2 protein-coding genes are annotated in these 24,353 nt (G+C 74.7%); both read right to left on the bottom strand.

Going from position 1 to position 24,353, the window contains the following annotated elements; translation table 11 throughout:
• Positions 1-159: 159 nt before the first annotated feature.
• Positions 160-9,426, bottom strand: a complete 9,267-nt coding sequence (locus tag Q5425_RS24070; protein ID WP_396135222.1) for a type I polyketide synthase — start codon at positions 9,424-9,426, stop codon at positions 160-162.
• Positions 9,423-24,347, bottom strand: a complete 14,925-nt coding sequence (locus tag Q5425_RS24065; RefSeq protein ID WP_308674553.1) for a type I polyketide synthase — start codon at positions 24,345-24,347, stop codon at positions 9,423-9,425. The genes Q5425_RS24070 and Q5425_RS24065 overlap by 4 nt, the downstream gene beginning before the upstream one ends.
• Positions 24,348-24,353 lie beyond the last annotated feature (6 nt).

Genomic DNA, 24,353 nt, shown 5'->3' with positions numbered 1-24,353 from the left:
TGCGGACACCCGGCACATCCGCGCGCCGAAGTGGCATCAAAGTGAGGCTATGGGACCGGTTTTGGGCCTACAACCCCTAAAGATCCCCCTTAAAGGGGCCCCTACGCAGGAAAATCCTGCTCCCGGCGGGGAGCAGGATTTTCCTTTTCGGATGGTGTTCTACATTTTTCCGAGGTCATTGTTGATGAATTCGAGAAGGGCTTCGTCGTCGGCGAATTCGAGCTCGCCGGACGCAATTTTCGCCTCCGGTTCAGCGTAGCGGCTCAGCAGCGTCTGCAGCCGCACGGCGAGCTCGGTGCGCGTCAGGCGGTCGGGCTCGCCGCCGGCCAGTGCCGCTTCCAGCCGGTCGAGCTCGGCCAGGACGCTCGGGGTGGTGTCCCCCAGCTGGGCCCGCAGGTGCTCGGCGAGCGCGGTGGCGTTGGGGTGGTTGAACACCAGGGTCGGGGGCAGCGTGAGCCCGGTCGCGGCGGCGAGCCGGGTCCGCAGTTCGACGGCGGTGAGCGAGTCGAAGCCGAGTTCGGTGAAGGCGAGTTTCGGGTCGACGGCGGCGGTCGTGGCGTGCCCGAGCACCTGCGCGGCCTCCGTCCGGATCAGAGTGACCAGTTCGGCGAGCAGATCGGCGGGAGCCAGGCCGGCGAACCGAGCGGTCTCGACGACCGCGACCGGCTCGGGCAACCGCGCCTCGGGCAGCTCGGCCAGCAACCGGCTCGGCCGGGTGGCGGTGAAGGCAGGAGCGAACAGCCCCCAGTCGACATCGGCAACGACCACGGCGGCGTCCCCAGCCTGGACGGCGCTGCGCAGCGCGCTGAGCGCCTGGTCGGGCGACAGCGGAGTGAGCCCCCGGCGTCGGAGGTGTTCCTGCTCGGCCGCACCGGCGGCCATCCCGCTGCCGGCCCACGGTCCCCAGGCGACGGAAGTAGCTTTGCGGCCTCGGGCCCGCCGCTGCTGGGCGAGGGCGTCGAGCTGCGCGTTCGCGGCGGCGTAGGCGGTCTGGCCGCCGCTGCCCCACACGCCGGAGATGGACGAGAACAGGACGAAGGCGTCGAGGTCGTCACCGAGCAGGGCGTCGAGGTTTTCGGCCCCCGTGACCTTGGCTTCGAGGACGCGGTGGAAGTCGTCGTCGGTGAGGTCGGTGAAGGCGGTGGCTTGGCTCGCACCGGCCGCGTGCACGACGGCGGTGACGGGCGGGAGCTGCCGGAGGGTGCGGGCCAGGGCGTCGCGATCGCTGACGTCGCAGGCGAGGACGGTCGCCTCGGCCCCGGCGGCTTGAAGTTCGTCGACGAGGTCGGCGGCGCCGGGGGCTTCGAGGCCGCTGCGGCTGAGGAGGACGACGTGGCCGGCGCCGGCGTGGGCGGCCCAGCGGGCGACGGTGCCGCCCAGCGCGCCGGTGCCGCCGGTGATGAGGAGGGTGCCGCGGGGGGTCCACGGGGACGTGGGGGTGGGCAGCGGGGCGCGGGCGATGCGCCGCGCGAAGACGCCGGACGGGCGGAGGGCGCGCTGATCCTCACCACCTGCGCCGGTGATGATTCCCCAGACCCGGGCCGCCTGACGCTCATCGGGCGTCTCCGGCACGTCCAGCAACCCGCCCCAGCGGTCCGGGGTCTCCAAGGCCAACGCGCGACCGAAGCCCCACAACCCGGCCAATCCCACGTCTCCAGGGGTCTCGTCGCCGGGCACGGCGACGCCGCCCAGGGTGATGCACCACAGCGGCGCCGCCACTTCCGCGCGGGCCAACGCGACGGCATCGCCCAAGGCGTCGTCGCCGGGTGCCGAAATCAACACCACTCCGTCGACCGGTCCGTCCGACGGCAGCTCCCCCGGTCCCACGACGACAACTCCGGGCCGCTCCAACGCTTCCGCCCAGCGGCGAGCCGCGCCAGGGGACGCCACGAGCACGTACCGGCCGGCCGGGGCCGCCGGAACGGGCTCCGGTACCGGCACCCAGGTGACCCGGTAGCGCCACGCCTCCGTCACCGCAGCCTCGGCCCGTTCCCGCCGCCACGACGCCAGCGCGGGCAGCACCTTGGCGACGTCCGGCTCGGGCACGCCCGTCCCAGCCGCGAGGCCGGCGACGTCCGCGCGGTCGACCGCGGCCCAGAACTGCGCGTCGACCTCGCCGCCCACCGGCCGCGGGGCCGGCGCGGGCCAGAAGCGCTCCCGCTGGAACGCGTAGGTGGGCAACGGGATCCGGTGGCCCGGCAGGTTCGTCCAGTCGATCGGAACTCCGGCGGTGTGCAACGACGCCAAGGCGGACCAGAACGTTCGTTCTTCATCCCGATCACGACGCAACGCCGGGATCGCCGTGCCCGGGACCATCGAGCTGAGCACGCCGTCCGGGCCCAGTTCCAGGAACACGCCGACACCGGCGGCCTCCAGCGTGGACACGCCATCGGCGAACCGGACCGCCTCACGCACGTGCCGCACCCAATATTCCGCCGTGAACGGCGAAGCGAGAGCACCGCTCACATTCGAGATCACCGGAATCTCCGCCGGGTGATACGTCAGAGACTCCGCCACCGCACGGAATTCGGACAGCATCGGGTCCATCAGCGGCGAGTGGAACGCGTGGCTGACCGTGAGCCGCTTGGTCTTCGCGAACTTCGCCGCGATCTCCAGCACCGCAGCCTCGTCCCCGGAGATCACCACCGACTCCGGACCGTTCACCGCCGCAATGGACACACCCTCGGTCAAGACGATGTCGGACTCAGGAGCGGCAATCGACACCATCGCCCCACCGGACGGCAACGCCTGCATCAACGACGCCCGCGCGGAAACCAGCCGACAAGCGTCCACAAGGGACAAGATCCCGGCCACGTGCGCCGCCGAGATCTCCCCGATCGAATGCCCGGCCACGAAGTCCGGCCGCACACCCCACGACTCGGCAAGCCGGTACAACGCGACTTCGACGGCGAACAACGCGGGCTGCGCGGAACCGGTCTCGTCCGGGGAAGATCCACCGAAGACCACCTCGTGCAGCGGACGGTCCAGGAGCCGGTCGAACTCGGCGCACACCGCGTCGAACGCCTCGGCGTACACCGGGAACCGGTCGTACAACCCCCGGCCCATCCCGGCGCGCTGGGCGCCCTGCCCGGTGAAGAGCACGGCGAGCGAGCCCGGCTGGACGTCGCCGCGGACCACGGCCGGGTCCGGGGTGCCTTCCGCCAGTGCGGTCAGGCCGCGGATCAGTTCGCTGTCGTCCTCGGCGAGCACGACGGCCCGTCGCGGCAGGGCGGCGCGGCCGTTCGCCAGCGTGAAAGCGACGTCCGGAAGCGCGCCGCGCTCGGCGGTGAGCAGGCGGCGGGCCTGCTCGCGCAGCCCCGCGTCGGTCTGCGCCGAAACCGGCACCGGGAGCAGGCCGGCCGGGGCGGTGTCGTGGCCGACGCCGTCGTCCGGTGCCTGCTCGAGGATCGTGTGGGCGTTGGTGCCGGAGATCCCGAACGACGACACGCCCGCGCGCCGGGGCCGGTCGGACGGCCACTTCCGGGTCTCGGTGAGCACCTCCACCGCGCCCGCCGTCCAGTCCACCTGGGACGATGGCGCGTCGACGTGCAGCGTCGGCGGCAGAACGCCGGCGTGCATGGCCATGACCACCTTGATGATCCCGGCGACCCCGGCCGCGGCTTGCGTGTGGCCCAGGTTGGACTTCACCGAACCCAGCCACAGCGGCTCTTCGCGCTCCTGGCCGTAAGTGGCCAGCAAGGCCTGCGCCTCGATCGGATCACCGAGTTTCGTGCCGGTGCCGTGCGCTTCGACAACGTCCACTTCGGACGGATCCAGCCGCGCGTCGGCGAGGGCCGCGCGGATCACGCGCTGCTGCGACGGGCCGTTCGGCGCGGTCAGGCCGTTCGACGCGCCGTCGGAGTTGACCGCCGAACCCCGGACCACGGCGAGGATCTCGTGACCGTTGCGGCGGGCGTCGGACAGCCGTTCCACCAGCAGCAGACCGGCGCCTTCGCCCCAGCCGGTGCCGTCCGCGCCGTCGGCGAACGCCTTGCAGCGGCCGTCCGGGGCCAGGCCGCCCTGGCGGTCGAACTCGACGAACGCACCCGGGGTCGCCATCACCGTGACGCCGCCGGCGACGGCGAGGTCGCACTCGCCCGCCCGCAGCGCCTGGCGCGCCCAGTGCAGCGCGACCAGCGACGACGAGCAGGCCGTGTCCACGGTGACCGCCGGGCCCTCCAGGCCGAAGGCGTAGGCGATCCGGCCGGACACCACCGCGGCGGCGTTGCCCGTGCCGACGTATCCGGCGACGTCGTCACCCGCGTCGGTGAGCAGCGCCGGGTAGTCCTGGCCGTTGGTGCCGGCGAAGACGCCGACGCGTTGGCCGCGCACCGAGCGCGGGTCGAGGCCGGCGCGTTCGAACAGCTCCCACGCCGTCTCCAGGAGGATCCGCTGCTGCGGGTCCATGGCCAGCGCTTCGCGCGGTGAGATGCCGAAGAGGGCGGCGTCGAAGTCCGCGGCCCCGGTGAGGAAGCCGCCCGGCCGGACGGCGGCGAGGTGGTCCGGCCAGCCGCGGTCGGCGGGCGGGGAGGACAGCGCGTCGGCCCCGCGGGCGACGAGGTCCCACAGGTCTTCCGGCGACCGGACCTCGCCGGGGAACCGGCAGGCCATCGCGACGATCGCGATCGGCTCGTCGTCGGCGGTGGTGACCGAGTGCTCTGCTTCGAGAGCACTGCTCTCCCCTGAGATCAGTGCTTCCAGGTGGCGGGCGAGGGCGGCCGGGTCGGGGTGGTCGTAGGTCAGGGTGGCGGGCAGGTCGAGCCCGGTGGCGGCGCGCAGGCGGTTGCGGAGTTCGACGGCCGAGAGCGAGGTGAATCCGAGGTCGCTGAAGGCCCGGCTGCGGTCGATGGCGGCCGGCGAGGCGTGCCCGAGCACCGCGGCGACGTGTTCGCGGACGAGCTCCAGCGCTCCGGCGGCGGTGAGTTCGACGGCGGCCTCGGTCCCGGCGGCCTCGGTCCCGGTGACCCTAATCCCGGCGGCCTCGGTTCCGGCGGTCCTGGTCCCGGCGCCCCTGATCCCGGCGGCCTCGGTCCCCGCGGCCTCGGCCCCGGCGGTCCTGGTCCCGGCGCCCCTGATCCCGGCGCCCCTGATCCCGGCGGCCTCGGCCCCGGCGGTCCCGGTCCCGGTGCCCTTAATCCCGGCGGTCCTGGTCCCGGCGATCCTGGTCCCGGCGCCCTTGATCCCGGCGCCCCTGATCCCGGCGGCCTCGGTCCCGGCGGCCGAGGCCAGCCCGGCGAGCAGCGGGCTCGGCCGCGCGGCGGCGAAGGCGGGGCCGAAGACCGCCCAGTCGACGTCGGCGATCGTGACGGTCGTGTCGCCGGCGGCCAGCGCCCCTTCGAGGGCGGCGAGGGCGAGCTCGGGGTCGAGCGGCCGGAGCCCGGCGGCGCCGAGGCGGGCGATGACGTCGTCGCCGGCCATGCCGCCGCCGGCCCAGGGGCCCCAGGCGACGGCCAGTGCGGGCAGTCCCGCGGCGCGGCGCGTCTCGGCCAGGGCATCGAGCCGGGCGTTGGCGGCGGCGTACCCGGCTTGCCCGGCGGAGCCCAGGGTGCCGGCGAGGCCGGAGAAGAGGACAAAGGCGTCGAGGTCGCGAGTCAGCTCGCTGAGGTGGAGGGCGCCGGTGACCTTGGCCGCCTCGACGCGAGCGAGGCGTTCGGGGGTGAGGGTCTCGAGGACACCGTCGTCGAGGATGCCGGCGGCGTGGATGACGACGCGGAGGTCGTCGCCGACGCGGTCGAGGAGAGCGGCCACGGCGGCGCGATCGGTGACGTCGCAGGCTTCGACGGTGGTGGGGGTACCGGCGGCGACGAGTTCGGCGGCCAGTTCGGCGGCACCGGGGGCGTCGAGCCCGCGGCGCGAGGTGAGGACGAGGTGTCCGGCGCCGCGTGCGGCTGCCCACCGCGCGACGCGGCTGCCGAGGGCGCCGGTGCCGCCGGTGATCAGGACCGTGCCGCGGGGGTGCCAGTCGCGTGCGTTGCCGGCCGGGGCGGTGCCGGGGCGCGCTTCCTCGGCCGAGCCACGCTGAGCAGGCACACCGGTCGCCGTCGCCGGGGTGGGGTGCCGGCGCCTCGGGCTCTCCGGCGGGGCGGGGACGAGGCGTCTTGCGAACACCCCCGAAGCGCGGATGGCCACCTGATCCTCGCCACCCCCCAGCACCGCCCACAGCCTTCCGGCCGCGCGCTCGTCCAGAGCCGCCGGCAGGTCGACCAAGCCGCCCCAGCGGAAGGGGACCTCGAGGGCTGCGCTGCGGCCGAATCCCCACACCCCGGCCTGCTCGGGCGCCACCGGGGCCTCGGAGCGGCCGACCGATACCGCGCCGCGGGTCAGGCACCACAGCGGGGCAGTGATGCCCGCGTCGCCCAGGGCCTGGACCAGCGCTGCCGTTGCTGCGACGTCGCCGGCCGTCGACAAGACCCCGGTCCAGTCCGTTCCCGTCGCTCGCAGGCGGTCGGCCAGCTCCGCACGGGACTCCCCGGCCGTGCTCAACGTGACGACATCCGAGAGCCAGGCACCGACCTCGTCACCCTCCGGGGCCACCAGCAGCCACGGCCCCGGCGCACCCGAACCGACAGCGAGCGGCATCCACTCCGCCCGGTACCGCCACGAAGCCACCGTGCGGTCCCGACGACTCCGGTGCCGCCACGCCGACAACGCCGGCCGCACCGCTTCCGCCAGCTGCGCGTCCAGACCGAGCGCCGCCGCGAGGTCGTCCGCGTCCGCGCTCTCCACCGCCGACCAGAACGCCTGGTCCTCTGTGGAGACCGGCGGCTTCCCGGTGAGCCAGTAGTGCTTCCGCTGGAACGCATACGTCGGCAGGTCCGCACGGGTCTCGGCCGGCAGGAACGACGTCCAGTCGACCTCGGCGCCGTGGACGTGCAACGCCGCCAGCGCGGTCAGCAGCGCCTGCTCCTCGTCGCGGTCACGGCGCAGCGTGGGCACGGCGACCCCGGGCACCATCGAGCTGAGCACCCCGTCCGGTCCCAGCTCCAGGAACACGCCCACGCCCGCCGCTTCCAACGTCGACACGCCGTCGGCGAACCGGACGGTCTCCCGCACGTGCCGCACCCAGTACTCCGCCGTGAACGGGGCAGCGAGAGCACCGCTCACATTCGAGATCACCGGTATCTCCGCCGGGTGGTACGTCAACGTCTCCGCCACCGCACGGAACTCCGAGAGCATCGGGTCCATCAAGGACGAATGGAAAGCGTGGCTGACCGTGAGCCGCTTCGTCTTCTCGAACCCCGCCGCGATCTCCAGCACCGCGGACTCGTCTCCGGAGATCACCACCGACTCCGGGCCGTTCACCGCCGCAACAGAGACCCGCGAATCCAGCACCAGGTCGGCTTCGGCAGCCGCGATGGCCACCATCGCGCCGCCGGAGGGCAATGCCTGCATCAGCGACGCGCGCGCCGAAACCAGCCGGCACGCGTCCTCGAGCGACAGCACCCCCGCGACGTGGGCCGCGGAGATTTCCCCGATCGAGTGCCCGGCTACGAAGTCGGGACGTACGCCCCACGACGACAGCAGCCGGAACAGCGCCACCTCGACCGCGAACAACGCCGGCTGCGCCAGCCCCGTACCGTCCAAACCGGACACCGAACCGAACACCGCGTCTCGGACCGGAAGATCGAACTGCGCGCACACGGCGTCGAACGCCGAGGCGTACACCGGATACCGCTCGTACAACGAACGCCCCATGCCGACCCGCTGGGCACCCTGGCCGGTGAACAACACCGCCAGCCCGCCCCGCACAACACTGCCGCGCACCACGTTCGGCGCACTGCCGCCCGAAGCCAGCGCGGAAAGGCCCGCCCGGAACTCCTCGGCCGACGCGCCGAACACGACGGCCCGGTCCTCGAACGCCGCGCGGCCGGAAAGCAGCGCCGCCCCCACGTCCGGCAGATCCCCGTCCGCGAACGGGACGAGCGCCGCGGCCTGGGCGCGCAGGGCGTCCGGACCCCGGGCCGACAGCAGCCACGGCACCGGGCCCGTCACCGGGGAGGAACCCGACGCGGCAGCGGGTTCGGCCTCCTCGACGATCACGTGGGCGTTGGTCCCCGAGATCCCGAACGACGACACGCCCGCCCGGCGCGGCCGGTCGGCCGGCCACTCGCGGGCCGAGGTCAGCAGCCGGACCGCGCCGGTGGACCAGTCCACTTGCGACGACGGTTCGTCCACGTGCAACGTCCGCGGGAGGACGCCGTGCCGCATCGCCAGCACCATCTTGATCACGCCCGCGACCCCGGACGCCGACTGCGTGTGCCCGATGTTCGACTTCACCGAACCCAGCCACAGCGGCACGGACCGGTCCCGGCCGTAGGTTTCCAGCAGCGCCTGGGCCTCGATCGGGTCGCCCAGCGCCGTGCCGGTGCCGTGCGCCTCGACGACGTCGACGTCCGAAGCGGACAGCCGTGCGGCGGCGAGGGCGGCGGTGATGACCCGGCGCTGGGACGGGCCGTTGGGGGCGGTGAGGCCGTTCGACGCGCCGTCGGAGTTCACCGCCGAGCCCCGCAGGACCGCCAGCACCGGGTGGCCGTGGCGCCGCGCGTCCGACAGCCGCTCGACCAGCAGCAGGCCCACGCCCTCGGCCCAGCCGGTGCCGTCGGCCGCGTCGGCGAAGGCCTTGCAGCGCCCGTCGGCCGCCAGGCCGCCCTGACGGTCGAACTCGGCGAACGTGCCCGGCGTGGCCATCACCGTGACCCCGCCGGCGATCGCGAGGGTGCACTCGCCGCGCCGCAGCGCCTGGGCGGCCAGGTGCAGGGCGACCAGCGAAGACGAGCAAGCCGAGTCGATCGTGACCGACGGGCCCTCCAGGCCGAGGTGGTAGGACAGCCGCCCGGACAGCACGCTGCCCGCCGTCCCGGTGAGCAGGTAGCCGGCGACGTCGTCGTCGCCGGCAGTGACATCCGGGGCTCCGCCCCGGACCGGGGGCTTCGCCACCCGGACCCCGGCAAGGCAATCAGAGCCGTACCCCGACGCGGCCCCGCCCACGAACACGCCGGTGCCGCTGCGCCGCAACGACTTCGGCGCGATCCGGGCCCGCTCCAGCAGTTCCCACGACGTCTCCAGCAGCAGCCGCTGCTGCGGGTCCATGGCGAGCGCCTCGCGCGGCGAGATGCCGAAGAAATCCGCGTCGAACTCGGCGGCGTCGTGGAGGAAGCCGCCTTGGAAGGGACCCACGGGCCAGCCGCGGTCGGACGGGAAGCCGCCGACCGCGTCGGTGCCGTCCTCGACCAGCCGCCACAGGTCCTCGGGCGAGCCGACACCGCCGGGGTAGCGGCAGCTCATGGCCACGATCGCGATGGGCTCCCGGTCCCGGGCCTCGACGTCGGCGAGCCGGTCGCGGGTGTCCTTCAGATCGGCCGTGACGAACTTGAGGTAATCACGGAGTTTCTGCTCGTTGGCCATGGAAGCCCCACTGTCGGTCACGATGTGCGGAAGGTGCTGTCGATGAAGTCGAAGAGCTCGTCGTCGCTGGCGCCGCCGAGGTCGGTGCCGCTGCGGCCACCGGCCAGCTCGGTCCAGCGGGCGAGGAAACCCTTCAGGCGCGCGGTGATCTCGTCGCTCGCCGGCACCCGCGCCAGGTCCGCCTCGGTGACGGTCTCGAACGCGGCCTCCAGCCGGTCGAGCTCGTCGAGCAGGCGGACGCCGGAGTCACCGCCGCCGAACCGGCGGTCGAGTTCCTCGGCCAGGTCGGCGGCGGTCGGGTGGTCGAAGGCGAGGGACGCGGGCAGGCTCAGCCCGGTCCCGGTGCCGAGCCGGTTGCGCAGCTCGACCGCCATCAGGGAGTCGAAGCCGAGTTCCTTGAACGCGCGCTCGGGCCCGATCGCCGTGGCCGAGGTGTGCCCGAGCACCCCCGCGACCTGGTCCAGGACCAGCGTGAGCAGCGCCTTCGGCCGTTCGGCCGCGGGCAGCGAGGCGAACCCGGTCGACGTCGGCTCCGGTTCGGCCAGCGCGGCCCGCACCGCCGGGAGGTCGGCCAGGAGCGGGCGCGGCCGGGCCGCGGTGAAGACCGGCGCGAACCGGGACCAGTCGACGTCGGCGACGACGACGGCCGTGTCGCCGGCGGCCAGCGCCCGCCGGAACGCCGCGACCCCGAGCGCGGGGTCGATCGGCGGCAGGCCGCGCTCGCGCAGCATCCGCACGGCGTCGGCATCGGCCGCCATCCCCGAGTCGGCCCACGGGCCCCAGGCGATCGCGGTCGCGGCCAGCCCGCGGCCACGGCGTTGTTCGGCGAGCGCGTCGAGGAACGCGTTGGCCGCGCCGTAGACCGCCTGCTCGCCGCTGCCCCAGACCCCGGAGATCGAGGAGAACAGCACAAACGCGTCCAGGTCGTGCCCGCGGGTCAGCTCGTCGAGGTGCCGGGCCCCGGCCACCTTCCCGGCCAGTACCGCGGACACCTCCCCGGGCGTGATCTCGGTGAGCGGGCCGTGCTGGCCGGTGCCGGCGGCGTGCACGACCGCGGTCAGCGGCAGCTCCGCCGGGATCGCCGCGAGGACTTCCGCCAAGGCGTCCCGGTCGGCCGCGTCGCAGGCGGCGAGCGTGACGCGGACGCCGAGTGCCGACAGCTCCGAAGCCAGTTCGGCCGCGCCGGGTGCCTTGGCGCCGCGACGGCCGGTGAGGACGAGGTGCTCGGCTCCCGCCTTGGCCAGTTCCCGCGCGACGGCGGCGCCGAGCGCGCCGGTGCCGCCGGTGACCAGCACCGTGCCGCGGGGCCGCCAGTCCCGCGTTTCCCCGGCCGGGGCGGGCGCGAGCCGGCGGGCGAAGACGCCGTCCGGCCGGATGGCGACCTCGTCCTCGGTGCCGTCGGCGAGCACGGCCGCGAGCCGGGCCGCGGCCGCCGCGTCGAAGGTCTCGGGCAGGTCGGCGAGGCCGCCCCAGGCCGACGGCAGCTCCAGGGCCGCGATCCGGCCGAAGCCCCAGGTGGTCGCCTGGTCCGGGCGGGTCACGTCCTTGACCGCGCCCTGGGTCAGGCACCACAGCCGCGCCGGAACGCCGGAGTCGGCGAACGCCTGGGTGAGCGTGAGGTTGGCGGCGAGCCCGGCCTCGGCGTCGACGGCGAAGGCCAGCAGGGACACGACCCCTTCGACGTCGGCGTGGTCGCGCAGCAGGGTCGTCAGCGCGGCGCGGTCGCCCGCACCGGACGCGACGACCGCTTCGGCGCCGTGGTCGGCCAAGGCCTTCGCGACCTCCGCGGCCGGGCCGTCCGTGCCGAGGACGAGCCAGCGGCCCGTCGGCCGGCCCGCGGCCCCGGCCACGGGACGCCAGGTGACGCGGTACCGCCACGTGTCCACAGTGGACGTCGAGCGCCAGCGGTCCAGTGCCGCCATGGCGGGCGCGTCCAGGTCGAGGTCACCCGCGTCGACCGCGGCCCAGAAGCCGTCGTCGACGGCCGGGGGTGCGGGTTCGAGCCAGAACCGCGACCGCTGGAAGGCGTACGTCGGCAGCTCGGTCCGGCGGGCGCCGTCCAGGAGGGCCTCGGTGTCGAGCGGGAAGCCCGCGGTCCGCAGCCGCGCGAACGCCGTGACCACGGCCCTCGGCTCGTCCTCGCCGGCCCGCAATGCCGGGATCGCCGGGACGTCGGCGGTCTCGGCCGCCATCGCCGACAGCACGCCGTCGGGCCCGAGTTCCAGGAAGGTGCTCGCCCCGTGGCCGTCGAGGGTGCGGACCGCGTCGGCGAACCGGACGGTCTCGCGCACGTGCCGCACCCAGTAGCCCGGGGTGAACGGCTCGGCGAGCGCGCCGGTCAGGGTGGACACGACCGGGATCACCGGCTCGTGGTGGGTCAGGTTCGCCGCCACCGCCCCGAATTCCGCCAGCATCGGGTCCATCAGCGGCGAGTGGAAGGCGTGGCTGACGCGCAGCCGCTTGGTCTTGACGCCGCGGGCGGCGAACTCGCCGGCGAGGGCCAGGACGGCGGTTTCCGCGCCGGAGAGCACCGTGCTCGCGGGCCCGTTGACCGCCGCGACGCCGACCCGGTCGTCGTCCAGTGCGGCCCGGACGTCCGCCTCGGAAGCCCCGATCGCGACCATCGCGCCGCCCTCGGGCAGCGCCTGCATCAGGCTCGCGCGGGCGGCGACCAGCGTGCACGCGTCGGGCAGCGACAGCACGCCGGCGACGTGCGCGGCCGCGAGCTCGCCGATCGAGTGGCCGGCCACGAAGGCCGGCCGGACGCCCCAGGACTCGACGAGCCGGAAGAGCGCGACTTCGAGGGCGAAGATCGCGGGCTGCGCGTGCCCGGTTCGGTCGAGCTGCTCCATGTCGATGTCCCCGAGCAGGGCACTCACCTCGTCGAAGGCCCGGGCGAACACGGGGAACCGCGTGTACAGCTCCTGGCCCATCCCGGGCCGCTGCGCGCCCTGTCCGGTGAAGAGCACGGCCAGCCGGCCGGGGGTGCCGCTGCCGGTGAGGACACCGGGGTCGCCGTCGGCGATCGCGGCCAGCCCGGCGAGGAGCTCGGGGCCGGTCTCGCCGACGACCGCGGCGCGGTGGCCGAGGTCGGCCCGGGTGGTGGCCAGGCTGAGCGCGACGTCGGCGGGCACCACCTCGCGATCACCGAGGAACTCGCGCAGCCGGGCCGCCTGGGCACGCAGGGCCGCCGTCCCCTTGGCCGACAGCACCCACGGCACGAAGCGCCCCGAGCGCCCCAATGTGGCGTTCGGTGCGTCCAACGCACCCAATGTGGCGTTCGGTGCGTTGGACGCAACCAACGCCACATTGGGGCGCTCGGGCGCCTCCAAAATCGTGTGGGCGTTGGTGCCGGAGATGCCGAACGAGGAGACGCCGGCCCGCCGGGGTCGATCGGACGTCCACTCGCGCGGCTCGGTCAGCAGCTCGACGGCACCGGCATCCCAGTCCACATGGGACGATGGCGTGTCGACGTGCAGTGTCTGCGGCAGGATTCCGTGGCGCATCGCCATGACCATCTTGATCACGCCCGCGACCCCGGCCGCGGCCTGGGTGTGGCCCAGGTTGGACTTCACCGAACCCAGCCACAACGGCGTCGAGCGGTCCTGGCCGTAGGTCGCGAGCAGCGCCTGGGCTTCGATCGGGTCGCCCAGCTTGGTCCCGGTCCCGTGCGCCTCGACGACGTCCACTTCGGACGGTGACAGTCCCGCGTCCGCCAGCGCCGCCCGGATGACGCGCTGCTGGGACGGGCCGTTCGGCGCGGTCAAGCCGTTCGACGCGCCATCGGAGTTCACCGCCGAACCCCGCACCACGGCCAGGACATCGCGGCCGTTCCGGCGCGCGTCCGACAGCCGTTCCACCAGCAGCAGGCCGACGCCCTCGGCCATGCCGGTGCCGTCGGCGCTCTCGGCGAAGGCCTTGCACCGGCCGTCCTCGGCCAAGCCGCGCTGCTGGCTGAAGGCGAGCAGGACACCGGGGGTCGGCATGACCGTCACCCCGCCCGCGAGCGCGAGGTCGCATTCGCCGCGCCGGAGTGCCTGCACCGCCAGGTGCAGCGCCACCAGCGACGACGAGCACGCCGTGTCCACCGTCAGCGCCGGGCCTTCCAAGCCGAACACGTACGACAGCCGGCCCGACGCGACCGACGAGGTGCCGCCGGTCATCAGGTGCCCCTCGAGGCCGTCGGTGGCCGCGCCGGTGCCGTAGCCGGAGGTGGCGGCGCCGACGAACACCCCGGTCCGGCTGCCCCGGACCGACGCCGGGTCGATGCCGGCGCGTTCGAACGCCTCCCAGGTCGCTTCCAGCAGGAGCCGCTGCTGCGGGTCCATGGTGAGCGCTTCGCGCGGCGAAATGTCGAAAAGTTCCGGATCAAAACTGCCGGCGTCGTGCACGAACCCGCCGCTGCGGGTGGAGATGCGTCCCGGTGTCCCGGGTTCGGGGGCGTACAGCCCGTCGAGGTCCCAGCCGCGGTCGGCGGGCAACGGCGAAATCGCGTCGGCGCCGGCCGCCACCAGGGACCACAGGTCCTCCGGCGAGGCCACCGCGCCCGGGTAGCGGCAGCTCATCGCGACGATGACAACCGGGTCGTCGCCGGTCGCGGCGGCCGGGACGATCGCGGCCGGGACGACCGCGGCCGGCTCGGCCGCGCCGCCCAACAGCTCGGTCCGCAGCAACGTCACCAGTGCCGCCGGGGCCGGGTGGTCGAACACGAGCGTCGCGGGCAGCCGCAGGCCGGTCGCGGCGCCGAGCCGGTTGCGCAGCTCGACGGCGGTCAGGGAGTCGAAGCCGAGTTCGGCGAACGAGCGGTCCGGCTCGATCTCGCCGGCCGTGTCGTGCCCGAGCACCGCGGCCACGTGGTCGCGGACGAGGTCCAGCAGCCGCCGGTCGCGTTCGGCGGCGGGCAGGGGCCGCAGCCGGGCGGCCAGGTCGCCGTCCGCGGCCGCCGCCGCGGTGGCGGCCCGGCGGGTGCCGCGGACGAGCCCGCGCAGCAGCGGCGGCACCGGGCCGGACGCCGCCGAGAGGTCGAGCCGGGCCGGGATGGCCAGGGTCTCACCGCGGGCGACGGCCGCGTCGAACAGCGCGAGGCCTTCGGCGTCGGACAGCCCGCTCATCCCGCCCCGCGCCATCCGGGCCAGGTCGGCGGCGCCGAGGTGGCCGGTCATGCCGCTCGCCTCCGCCCACAGGCCCCACGCCAGGGACACCGCCGGCAGGCCGAGCGCGCGGCGGTGCGCGGCCAGTGCGTCGAGCGCGGTGTTCGCGGCCGCGTAGTTGCCCTGCCCGGCTGTGCCGAACACGCCCGCGGCGGCCGAGAACAGCACGAACAGCGCCAGGTCCGTGTCCTTGGTCAGCTCGTGCAGGTTGACGGCGGCGGTCACCTTGGGCCGCAGCACGTCCGCGAGCTTCGCCGGGTCGAGGCTGGTCAGCAGGCCGTCGTCGAGCACGCCGGCGGTGTGCACGACCCCGGTCAGCGCCCGGCCGGCCAGCACCTCGGCGAGCGCGTCCCGATCCGCCGCGTCGCACGCGACGACGGTGACTTCGGCACCCAAGGCGGTCAGGTCGCCGGCCAGTTCGGTCGCGCCGGGCGCGGCCGGGCCACGGCGGCTGAGCAGCAGCAGCCGCCGGACGCCGTGCGCGGTGACCAGGTGCCGCGCGATCCGCGCGCCGAGCGTGCCGGTGCCGCCGGTGACGAGCACGGTGCCGTCCGGGTCGAGCGGCCGCGGCAGGGTGACGACGTTCTTGCCGACGTGCCGGGCCTGGCTGATGAAGCGGAACGCCTCCGGCACCTGCCGCACGTCCCAGGTCCGCCGCGGCAGCGGGGTCAGCGCACCGGCTTCGAACAGCGCGGCGAGTTCGCGCAGGATCTCCTGCAGGCGCCCGGGTCCCGCTTCGATGAGGTCGAAGGCCCGGTACCGGACGCCTTCGTGGGCGCGGGCGACTTCGCCGGCGTCGCGGACGTCGGCCTTGCCCATCTCGACGAACCGGCCGCCGCGCGGCAGCAGCCGCAGGGACGCGTCGACGAACTCGCCGGCCAGTGCGTCGAGCACGACGTCGACCCCGCGGCCGCCGGTCGCCGCGCGGAAGTGGTCCTCGAAGGACAGTGAACGCGAATCTCCGATGTGGACGGTGTCGAGGCCGAGGTCCCGGAGCACGTCGTGCTTGCCGGTGCTCGCCGTGGCGAACACCTCGGCGCCGCGGTGCCGGGCGAGCTGGACGGCGGCCATGCCGACACCGCCCGCGGCCGCGTGCACGAGCACGGACTGGCCCGCTTCGAGGCCGCCGAGGTCGAACAGCCCGTAGTAGGCGGTGGCGAAGGCCACGGGGACCGATGCGGCTTCGGCGAAGCTCCAGCCGTCCGGTATCGGGGTGACCAGGCGGTGGTCGGTGACCGCGACCGGGCCGAGCGCGCCGGTGAACAGCCCGGTGACGCGGTCGCCGGTGGCGAGCCCGCGGACCCGCTCCCCCGTCTCCAGCACGACCCCGGCGGCCTCGCCGCCCATCAGCGCCCGGCCGGGGTACATCCCGAGGGTGATGAGGACGTCGCGGAAGTTCAGGCCGGCCGCGCGGACCGCGACGCGGATTTCGCCGGGCCCGAGTTCCGCTTCGGCTTCCGGCGCCGGGAGCGTCGTGAGGCCGTCGAGGGTGCCCGTGCCGGCGGTGCCGACGCGCCAGGCGTGGTCCGCGGGCAGGGCCAGTTCGGTGGCCGGGCGGGCCAGGCGCGGGACGAGCAGTGTCCCGGCGCGGGCCGCGACCTGCGGTTCGCCGGAGGCCAGCGCGGTGCCGATCGCGGCATCGGCGTCGGCCCGCTCGTCGACGTCCAGCAGCACGAACCGGCCCGGGTTTTCGGACTGGGCCGAGCGGATCAGGCCCCACACCGGGGCCTGGGCCAGGCCGGGCACCGGGTCGCCGGGCAGCGCGGCGACCGCGCCGGTGGTCAGCACGACGAGCCGGGCGTGGGCGAACCGCTCGCCGGCCAGCCACTCCTGCGCGGTCGTGAGGACCTGGTCGAGGCCGGTCACCGGCAGGACCACCGCGTCCGGCACGGTGTCGAGGTCTGCCGGCGGCCCGGACAGGACCTCGAATTCCGGCGCGTCGCCGTCCGCGGTGAGCGGGGTCCATTCCGTGCGGAACAGCGCGTCCGGCACCTCGTCCACCGTGGACGCGGCGACCTGGAACGCGAGTGAGCCGATCACCGCGACCGGCGTGCCCGCCGGGTCGGTGGCCACGACCGACACCGCGTTCGGCCCGGCCGCGGCCAGGCGCACGCGCAGGGCGGTGGCCCCGGTGGCGAACAGTGCGACGTCGGTAAAAGCGAACGGGAGCCGCGCCCGGCCGTCGTCGGGGAAGAACCCGCCGAAGCCCAGCGCGTGCAGGGCGGCGTCGAGCAGGGCGGGGTGCACGGCGAACGCGTCGGTGCCGGGCAGTTCCACCTCGGCGAACACCTCGCCGGCACGGCGCCAGGCGGCGCGCAGGCCGCGGAAGGCGGGCCCGTAGTGGTAACCGGCCTCGGCGAGCGCGGTGTAGTGGCCGTCGACGTCGAGGGCTTCCGCGCCGGACGGCGGCCACTCGGCCGGGGGTGCGGCGGGTTCGGGCGAGCCCGGGGCCAGGACGCCCTGGGCGTGCCGGGTCCAGCGCGCGCCGGGCCGGTCGGGGCGGGCGCTGACGGTCAGGCCGCGGCGGCCGTCTTCGCCCGGCGCGTCGACGACGACCTGGAGCTGGACGCCGCCGGTGGCGGGCACCGGGAGGGGTGCGCCGAGGGTGAGCTCTTCGACGGTGCCGCAGCCGGTGTGGTCGGCCGCGTGGATCGCGAGTTCGGCGAACGCCGTGCCGGGCAGCAGGACGGTGCCGAGGACCTCGTGGTCGGCGAGCCAGGGGTGGGCCGGCCGGGACAGCCGTCCGGTGAGGACGAGCCGGTCGTCGTCGGCGAGGGTGACGGCCGCGCCGAGCAGCGGGTGCTCGACGGCACCGAGGCCCAGCCCGGCGGCGTCGCCGGTGCGGGTGGCCGGGCGGGGCCAGTACTGCTTGCGCTGGAAGGCGTAGGTGGGGAGGTCGACGACGTGGGCGTCCGGGAAGGCCGGGGTCCAGTCGACCGCGACTCCGTGGACGTGGGCTTCGGCCAGCGCGGTGTGGAAGCGGGTCAAGCCGCCATCGTCCCGTCGCAGGGTGCCCAAGGCGACGACGTCGTCGCCGATCGCCATGGTGAGCACCGGGTGCGGCGAGGCTTCGACGAACGTGCCGAAACCCTCGCCCTTGAGCCGCTCGACCGCCGTGTCCAGGCGGACGGTGCTGCGGAGGTTCGTGTACCAGTACTCGGCGTCCACACTTTCGTTCCACTCCCCCGTCACCGTCGAGATGAAGGCGGTCTCGCCTTGGCGGGGCGTGATCGGGGCCAGGACGTCCAGCAGCTCGTCGCGCAGCTGCTCGACCTGCGGCGAGTGCGACGCATAATCCACCGGCACCCGCTTCGCGCGGATCCCGTCGGCTTCGCAGGACGCGATCAGGGTGTCGAGGGCCTGCGGTTCACCGGAGACCACAACCGCGGTGGGACCGTTCACCGCCGCGATCGACAACCCGTCGGTCAGCCGCTCTTCGGCGGTGGTCAAGGACGCCGCCACCGACACCATCCCACCACGACCCGCCAACGCGAGAATCGCCCTGCTGCGCAACGCCACCACCCGAGCGCCGTCCTCGAGGGACAGTGCGCCCGAAACCACCGCGGCGGCGATCTCACCTTGCGAGTGGCCGACGACCGCGTCCGGGACCACACCGAACGAGCGCCACAACTCGGCGAGGGAGACCATCACCGCGAACAACGCGGGCTGCACCACGTCGACCCGCCTCAACGCCGCCGCATCCGCCAGCACCCCACGCAGCGACCAATCCACAAAGGACTCCAGCGCCGTTGCGCACTCGTCCAGCCGAGCCGCGAACACCGGCGACGAGTCCGCCAGCTCCAGCGCCATGCCCGCCCACTGCGAACCCTGACCCGGGAACACCAGCGCGACCTTGCCCGGTGCCCCGGCCACGCCGGTCACGACGTCGGCCGCCGGAGCACCCTCCGCCAGTGCGCCCAGACCGGCCGCGAGATCGCCGACCACCACCGCGCGGTGCGGCAGCAAAGCCCGGGTGGTGGCCAGGGAGAACCCGATGTCCGCCGGGTGGGCGTCAACAGCGGTGAGTGCCCGCGCCTGGCCGCGCAGGGCCTCGGCCGACCGCGCCGACAACACCCACGGCACCGCCCCCGGCCCCAAGCGCCCCAATGTGGCGTTCGGTGCGTTGGACGCAACCAACGCCACATCGGGGCGCTCGGGGGGTGCCTCCAGGATGGTGTGGGCGTTGGTGCCGCTCATGCCGAACGACGAGACCGCGGCCCGCAGCGGCCGGTCGGCGGTCCACTCGCGCGGCTCGGTCAGCAGCTCGACCGCGCCCGCCGTCCAGTCCACGTGGGACGAAGGCGCGTCGACGTGCAGCGTCCGCGGCAGCACACCGTGCCGCATCGCCAGCACCATCTTGATCACGCCGGCGACCCCGGCCGCCGCCTGGGTGTGGCCGATGTTGGACTTCACCGAACCCAGCCACAGCGGCCTTTCCCGCTCCTGGCCGTAGGTCGCCAGCAGAGCCTGGGCCTCGATCGGATCGCCGAGCGTCGTGCCGGTGCCGTGCGCCTCGACGGCGTCGACGTCCGAAGCGGACAGGCCCGCGTTGTCGAGGGCTGCCCGGATGACTCGCTGCTGAGCGGGGCCGTTGGGCGCGGTCAGGCCGTTCGAAGCGCCGTCTTGGTTCACCGCCGAGCCGCGGACGACGGCCAGGACCCGGTGCCCGTTGCGCTGGGCGTCCGACAGCCGTTCCAGCAGCAGCAAACCCGCGCCTTCACCCCACGCCGTGCCGTCCGCGGCCTCGGCGAACGCCTTGCAGCGGCCGTCGGCGGCGAGTCCGCGCTGCCGGCTGAACTCGACGAACGTGCCCGGCGTGGCCATCACGGTGACCCCGCCCGCCAGGGCCATCGAGCACTCGCCGAGCCGCAGCGACTGGACGGCCAGGTGCAGCGCGACCAGCGACGACGAGCACGCCGTGTCGACGGAGACGGCCGGGCCCTCCAGCCCGAAGGTGTAGGCCAGCCGTCCCGAGGCGACGCTCGCCGCGTTGCCCGTGGCGAGGTGGCCCTCGAGGACGTCGGCCGAGCCGAGGAGCAGGGTCGTGTAGTCGTGGCTGTTGGTGCCGGCGAAGACGCCGGTCCGGCTGCCCCGCACGGTCGCCGGGTCGAGGCCCGCGCGCTCGAAGGCCTCCCACGCGAGTTCCAGCAGGAGCCGCTGCTGCGGGTCCATCGCGAGCGCTTCGCGCGGTGAGATGCCGAAGAAGCCGGCGTCGAACCCGCCCGCCGAGTCGAGGAACGCGCCTTCGGTCACGGTCACCGAGCCGAGCCGCGAGGGGTCGGCGTCGTACAGGTTCTCCAGGTCCCAGCCGCGGTCCGCCGGGAAGCCCGAGACCGCGTCCGCGCCTTCGGACACCAGGCGCCACAGATCTTCCGGCGAAGCGACGCCGCCCGCGTACCGGCAGCTCATCGCGACGATGGCGATCGGCTCGTCGGGACGAGCGGCTACCGTCGTAGTGGCTTCGGCGACGGCGTCGCCCAGGACCCCGGCCCGCAGGTGCCCGGCGAGCGCCACCGGCGTCGGCCAGTCGTAGACGAGGGTCGCGGACAGTGCGAGCCCGGTTTCCGCGCGCAGGGCGTCCCGCAGCTCGATCGCGGTCAGGGAGTCGAAGCCGATTTCCTGGAAGGCGCGGTCGGGCGCGACGGCGGCCGCGCTGGGGTGGCCGAGCACCGCGGCGGCCTGGTCGCGGACCAGCTGGAGCAGCACATCTTCGGCGACGGCCGGGGACAGTCCGCGCAGCCGGGTGACGAGGCCGCCGGGCTCGGCCGCCGGTGCGGCGTCGAGGACGGCTTCGGGGATCGTGGCCAGCAGCGGGCTCGGCCGCCGGGAGGTGAAGGCGGCGGTGAACCGGGGCCAGTCGACGTCGGCGACGGTGACGTTCGGGTCGCCGCCCGCGGCGCGCAGGAGGGCCGAGACGGCCGCGCCCGGGTCCAGCGCGCGGAGGCCGCGGCGGAGCAGGTAGTCCTCGGCGTTGTTGTCGGCGGCCATCCCGCCGTCCGCCCACGGGCCCCACGCGACCGCGGTGGCGGCCAGGCCGCGGGCGCGGCGGGCTTCGGCGAGCGCGTCGAGGTAGGCGTTCGCGGCGCCGTAGAGCGCCTGCTGCCCGCTGCCCCACACCCCGGCGATCGAGGAGAAGAGGACGAAGGCGTCGAGGTCGGTGTCGGCGAGCAGTTCGTCCAGGTGACGGGCACCGGCCGCCTTGGCCGCCCACTGCCCGGCGACGTCGTCCACTTCGGACAGCGGCGCGGACCGGACGACGCCCGCCGTGTGCACGACGGCGGTGAGCCCGGGGCTGATCCGGTCGAGCAGGTCCGCCACGAACCCGCGGTCCGCGATGTCGCCGGCGGCAAAGGTCACCCGAGCTCCCAGCTCGGCCAGCTCCTCGCCCAGCGCGGTGGCGCCCGGCGCGCCGGCGCCCCGGCGGGAGACGAGCACGAGGTGCTCGGCGCCTTCGCGGGCGAGGCGGCGGGCGACGTGGGTGCCCAGCCCACCGGTGCCGCCGGTGACGAGCACGGTGCCGCGTGGGGTCCACGCCGGACCGCCGGACGGCGGGGCGTGCTCGAGCCGGCGGCCGAAGGAGCCTTCCGCGCGCAACGCCACCTGGTCTTCGCCGGTGCCGGTCAGCAGGTCGGCGAACCGGGCGGCGAGCTTGGTGTCCATTGTGGACGGTAGGTCGATCAGGCCGCCCCAGCGCTGCGGGAGTTCGAGCGCGGCGGCGCGGCCGAGGCCCCAGACGGCGGCCTGGTCCGGATCCGGCGCGGGGTCCGCGGCGGTGGCCCGCACGGCACCCGAGGTGACGCACCACAGCGGCGCCTCGATCCCGGCGTCGCCGAGAGCCCGGACCAGTTCGACGGTGCGTTCCAGCCCGGCACCGCTGAGCACGACGACCGGATCCGCCGCACCGACGGTCTCCGCGGTGATCGGCCCGTCGAGCCGCCGGACAGGGCCGTCCCAGGTGGCCAGGACGGCTTCCAGCTGCGGAGACGGGTCGACGACGAGGCACTCACCGGTGAGCGTCGTGCTCCCCGCGGTCCGGGCGGGCCCGGGCGCCAAGCGGGTCCAGGTGACGCGGTACCGGCCGGCGACCTCGGCGCGGCGTTGCCGCACGGCCGTCAGTGCGGGACGCAGGGTGTCTTCGGGCAGACCGAGTTCGGCGGCGAGAGCGGGCAGGTCGGCGTCGTCGAGCACGCCCCCGGCCGGCGTGGGCCAGAACCGTTCGCGCTGGAACGGGTACGTGGGCAGGTCGATCCGCGGCCCGGCGGGCAGGTACGCGGCCCAGTCGACGGCGCCGCCGCGGACCCACACCCCGGCGAGGGCGGTCAGCAGGGTCCGCTCCTCCGGCCGGTCGCGGCGCAGCGCGGGGACCGCGGCGCCGCCGACCATCGCGCTGAGGACCCCGTCGGGGCCGAGTTCGAGAAAGGTGCGGACCCCTTCGGCTTCGAGGATGGCGACACCGTCGGCGAACCGGACGGCTTCGCGGACGTGCCGGACCCAGTAGTCCGCGGTGAACGGCTCGGCGAGAGCACCGCTCACATTCGAGAGCACCGGGATCTCCGCCGGGTGGTACGTCAACGTTTCCGCGACCGCGCGGAACTCGTCGAGCATGGGGTCCATCAGCGGCGAGTGGAACGCATGGCTCACGGCCAGCCGCTTGGTCTTCACGCCCCGCCCGGCGAAGTCCGCGGCGATCGCCAGCACCGCGGCCTCGTCACCCGAGAGCACCACCGATTCCGGGCCGTTCACCGCCGCGATCGAAACCCGCTCGGTCACGACGATGTCTCGTTCCGGCGCGGCGATCGACACCATCGCGCCCCCGGCGGGCAGGGCCTGCATCAGCGACGCCCGCGCCGACACCAGCCGACACGCGTCCTCCAGCGACAGCACCCCGGCGACGTGCGCGGCCGAGATTTCGCCGATGGAGTGCCCGGCCACGAAGTCCGGACGCACACCCCACGACTCGACCAGCCGGAACAGCGCCACCTCGACCGCGAACAGCGCGGGCTGGGCCAGTCCGGTGCCGTCCAACCCGGGCACGGCGCCGAAGATCGCGTCGCGGACCGGCACGGCGAAGTGCGCGCACACCTCGTCGAACGCGCCTGCGTACACCGGGAACCGCTCGTAGAGCTCCCGGCCCATCCCGATCCGCTGCGCGCCCTGTCCGGTGAACAGCACCGCCAGCCGGGCGTCCTCGCGGACCTCCCCGGTGACCACGGTCGCCCCGGGCGGGTCGAGGACGACGGCGCGGTGCTCGAACGCCGTCCGGGTCGTGGCCAGCGTCCGGGCGACGGCCACGGGATCGGCCGTCACCGCGGCGAGCTGCGAGGCCTGTGCCCGCAACGCTTCCGGGCTCTTCGCCGACAGCACCCACGGCGTGAGCGTGCCGGCCGGCGCCTCGGCGGGCACCGGTTCGGCGGGCGGGACGGCTTCGAGGATGGTGTGCGCGTTGGTGCCGCTGACGCCGAACGAAGACACCGCGGCCCGCCGCGGCCGGTCACCGGACGGCCACTCCCGGGCCTCGGTCAGCAGCTGCACCGAGCCGGCCGACCAGTCCACGTGGGACGAAGGCGCGTCGACGTGCAGCGTCCGCGGGAGGACGCCGTGCCGCATCGCCAGCACCATCTTGATGACCCCGGCCACGCCCGCCGCCGCCTGGGTGTGGCCGATGTTCGACTTCACCGAACCCAGCCACAGCGGTGTTTCCCGCTCCTGGCCGTAGGTGGCCAGCAGGGCCTGCGCCTCGATCGGATCGCCCAGGGTCGTCCCGGTCCCGTGCGCTTCGACGACGTCGACGTCCGAAGTGGACAACCGGGCGTTGTCGAGGGCCGCCCGGATCACGCGCTGCTGGGCCGGGCCGTTCGGTGCGGTCAGGCCGTTGGACGCGCCGTCCTGGTTGACCGCCGAGCCGCGGACCACCGCCAGGACCTGGTGGCCGTGGCGCTGGGCGTCGGAGAGCCGCTCGACCAGCAGCACGCCGGCGCCTTCGCCCCAGCCGGTGCCGTCGGCCGCCTCGGCGAACGCCTTGACCCGGCCGTCCGGGGCGAGGCCGCGCTGACGGCTGAACTCGACGAACGTGCCCGGCGTGGCCATCACGGTGACCCCGCCGGCCAGCGCGAGGTCGCACTCGCCCTGTCGCAGCGCCTGCGCGGCCAGGTGCAGGGCGACCAGCGACGACGAGCACGCCGTGTCGACGGTCAGCGCCGGACCCTCGAACCCGAACAGGTACGCCAGCCGCCCGGAGACGACGCTCGCCGCGTTGCCGGTGCCGAGGTAACCCTCGACGTCCTCGGCCGACGACCGCAGCAGCGTGGCGTAGTCCTGGCCGTTGGAGCCGACGAACACGCCGGTCCGGCTGCCCCGGACCGATTCCGGGTCCATCCCGGCGCGCTCGAAGGCCTCCCACGACGTCTCCAGCAGCAGCCGCTGCTGGGGGTCCATCGCCAGGGCCTCCCGCGGCGAGACGCCGAAGAAGCCCGCGTCGAAGAGGCCGGCGTCGTGCAGGAAAGCGCCTTCCCGCGCGTACGTCGTGCCCGGGCGGCCGCCCGCGTCGTCGAACAGCGACGCGGTGTCCCAGCCGCGGTCGGCGGGGAACGCCGAGACCGCGTCCCCGCCGCGGGCCACCAGGTCCCACAACCCCTCCGGCGAGCGCACGCCACCGGGGAACCGGCAGGCCATGGCGACGATGGCGATCGGCTCGGTCGCGGCCTCGACGAGCTGCCGGTTCTGCCGCCGCAGCCGCTCGGCCTCTTTGACGGAGGCGCGCAGCGCGTCGAGCACCTTCTCGGGCGTGGCCATGGTTCA

Origin of the sequence: Amycolatopsis sp. A133, from assembly GCF_031082405.1 — a bacterium.
In the GTDB taxonomy this organism is placed as follows: domain Bacteria; phylum Actinomycetota; class Actinomycetes; order Mycobacteriales; family Pseudonocardiaceae; genus Amycolatopsis.
This window is presented reverse-complemented; position numbering and strand designations above follow the sequence as displayed.

Coding starts and splice junctions, on each gene's coding strand:
- Q5425_RS24065 (WP_308674553.1), bottom strand. CDS start 24,347: ATGGCCACGCCCGAGAAGGTGCTCGACGCGCTGCGCGCCTCCGTCAAA.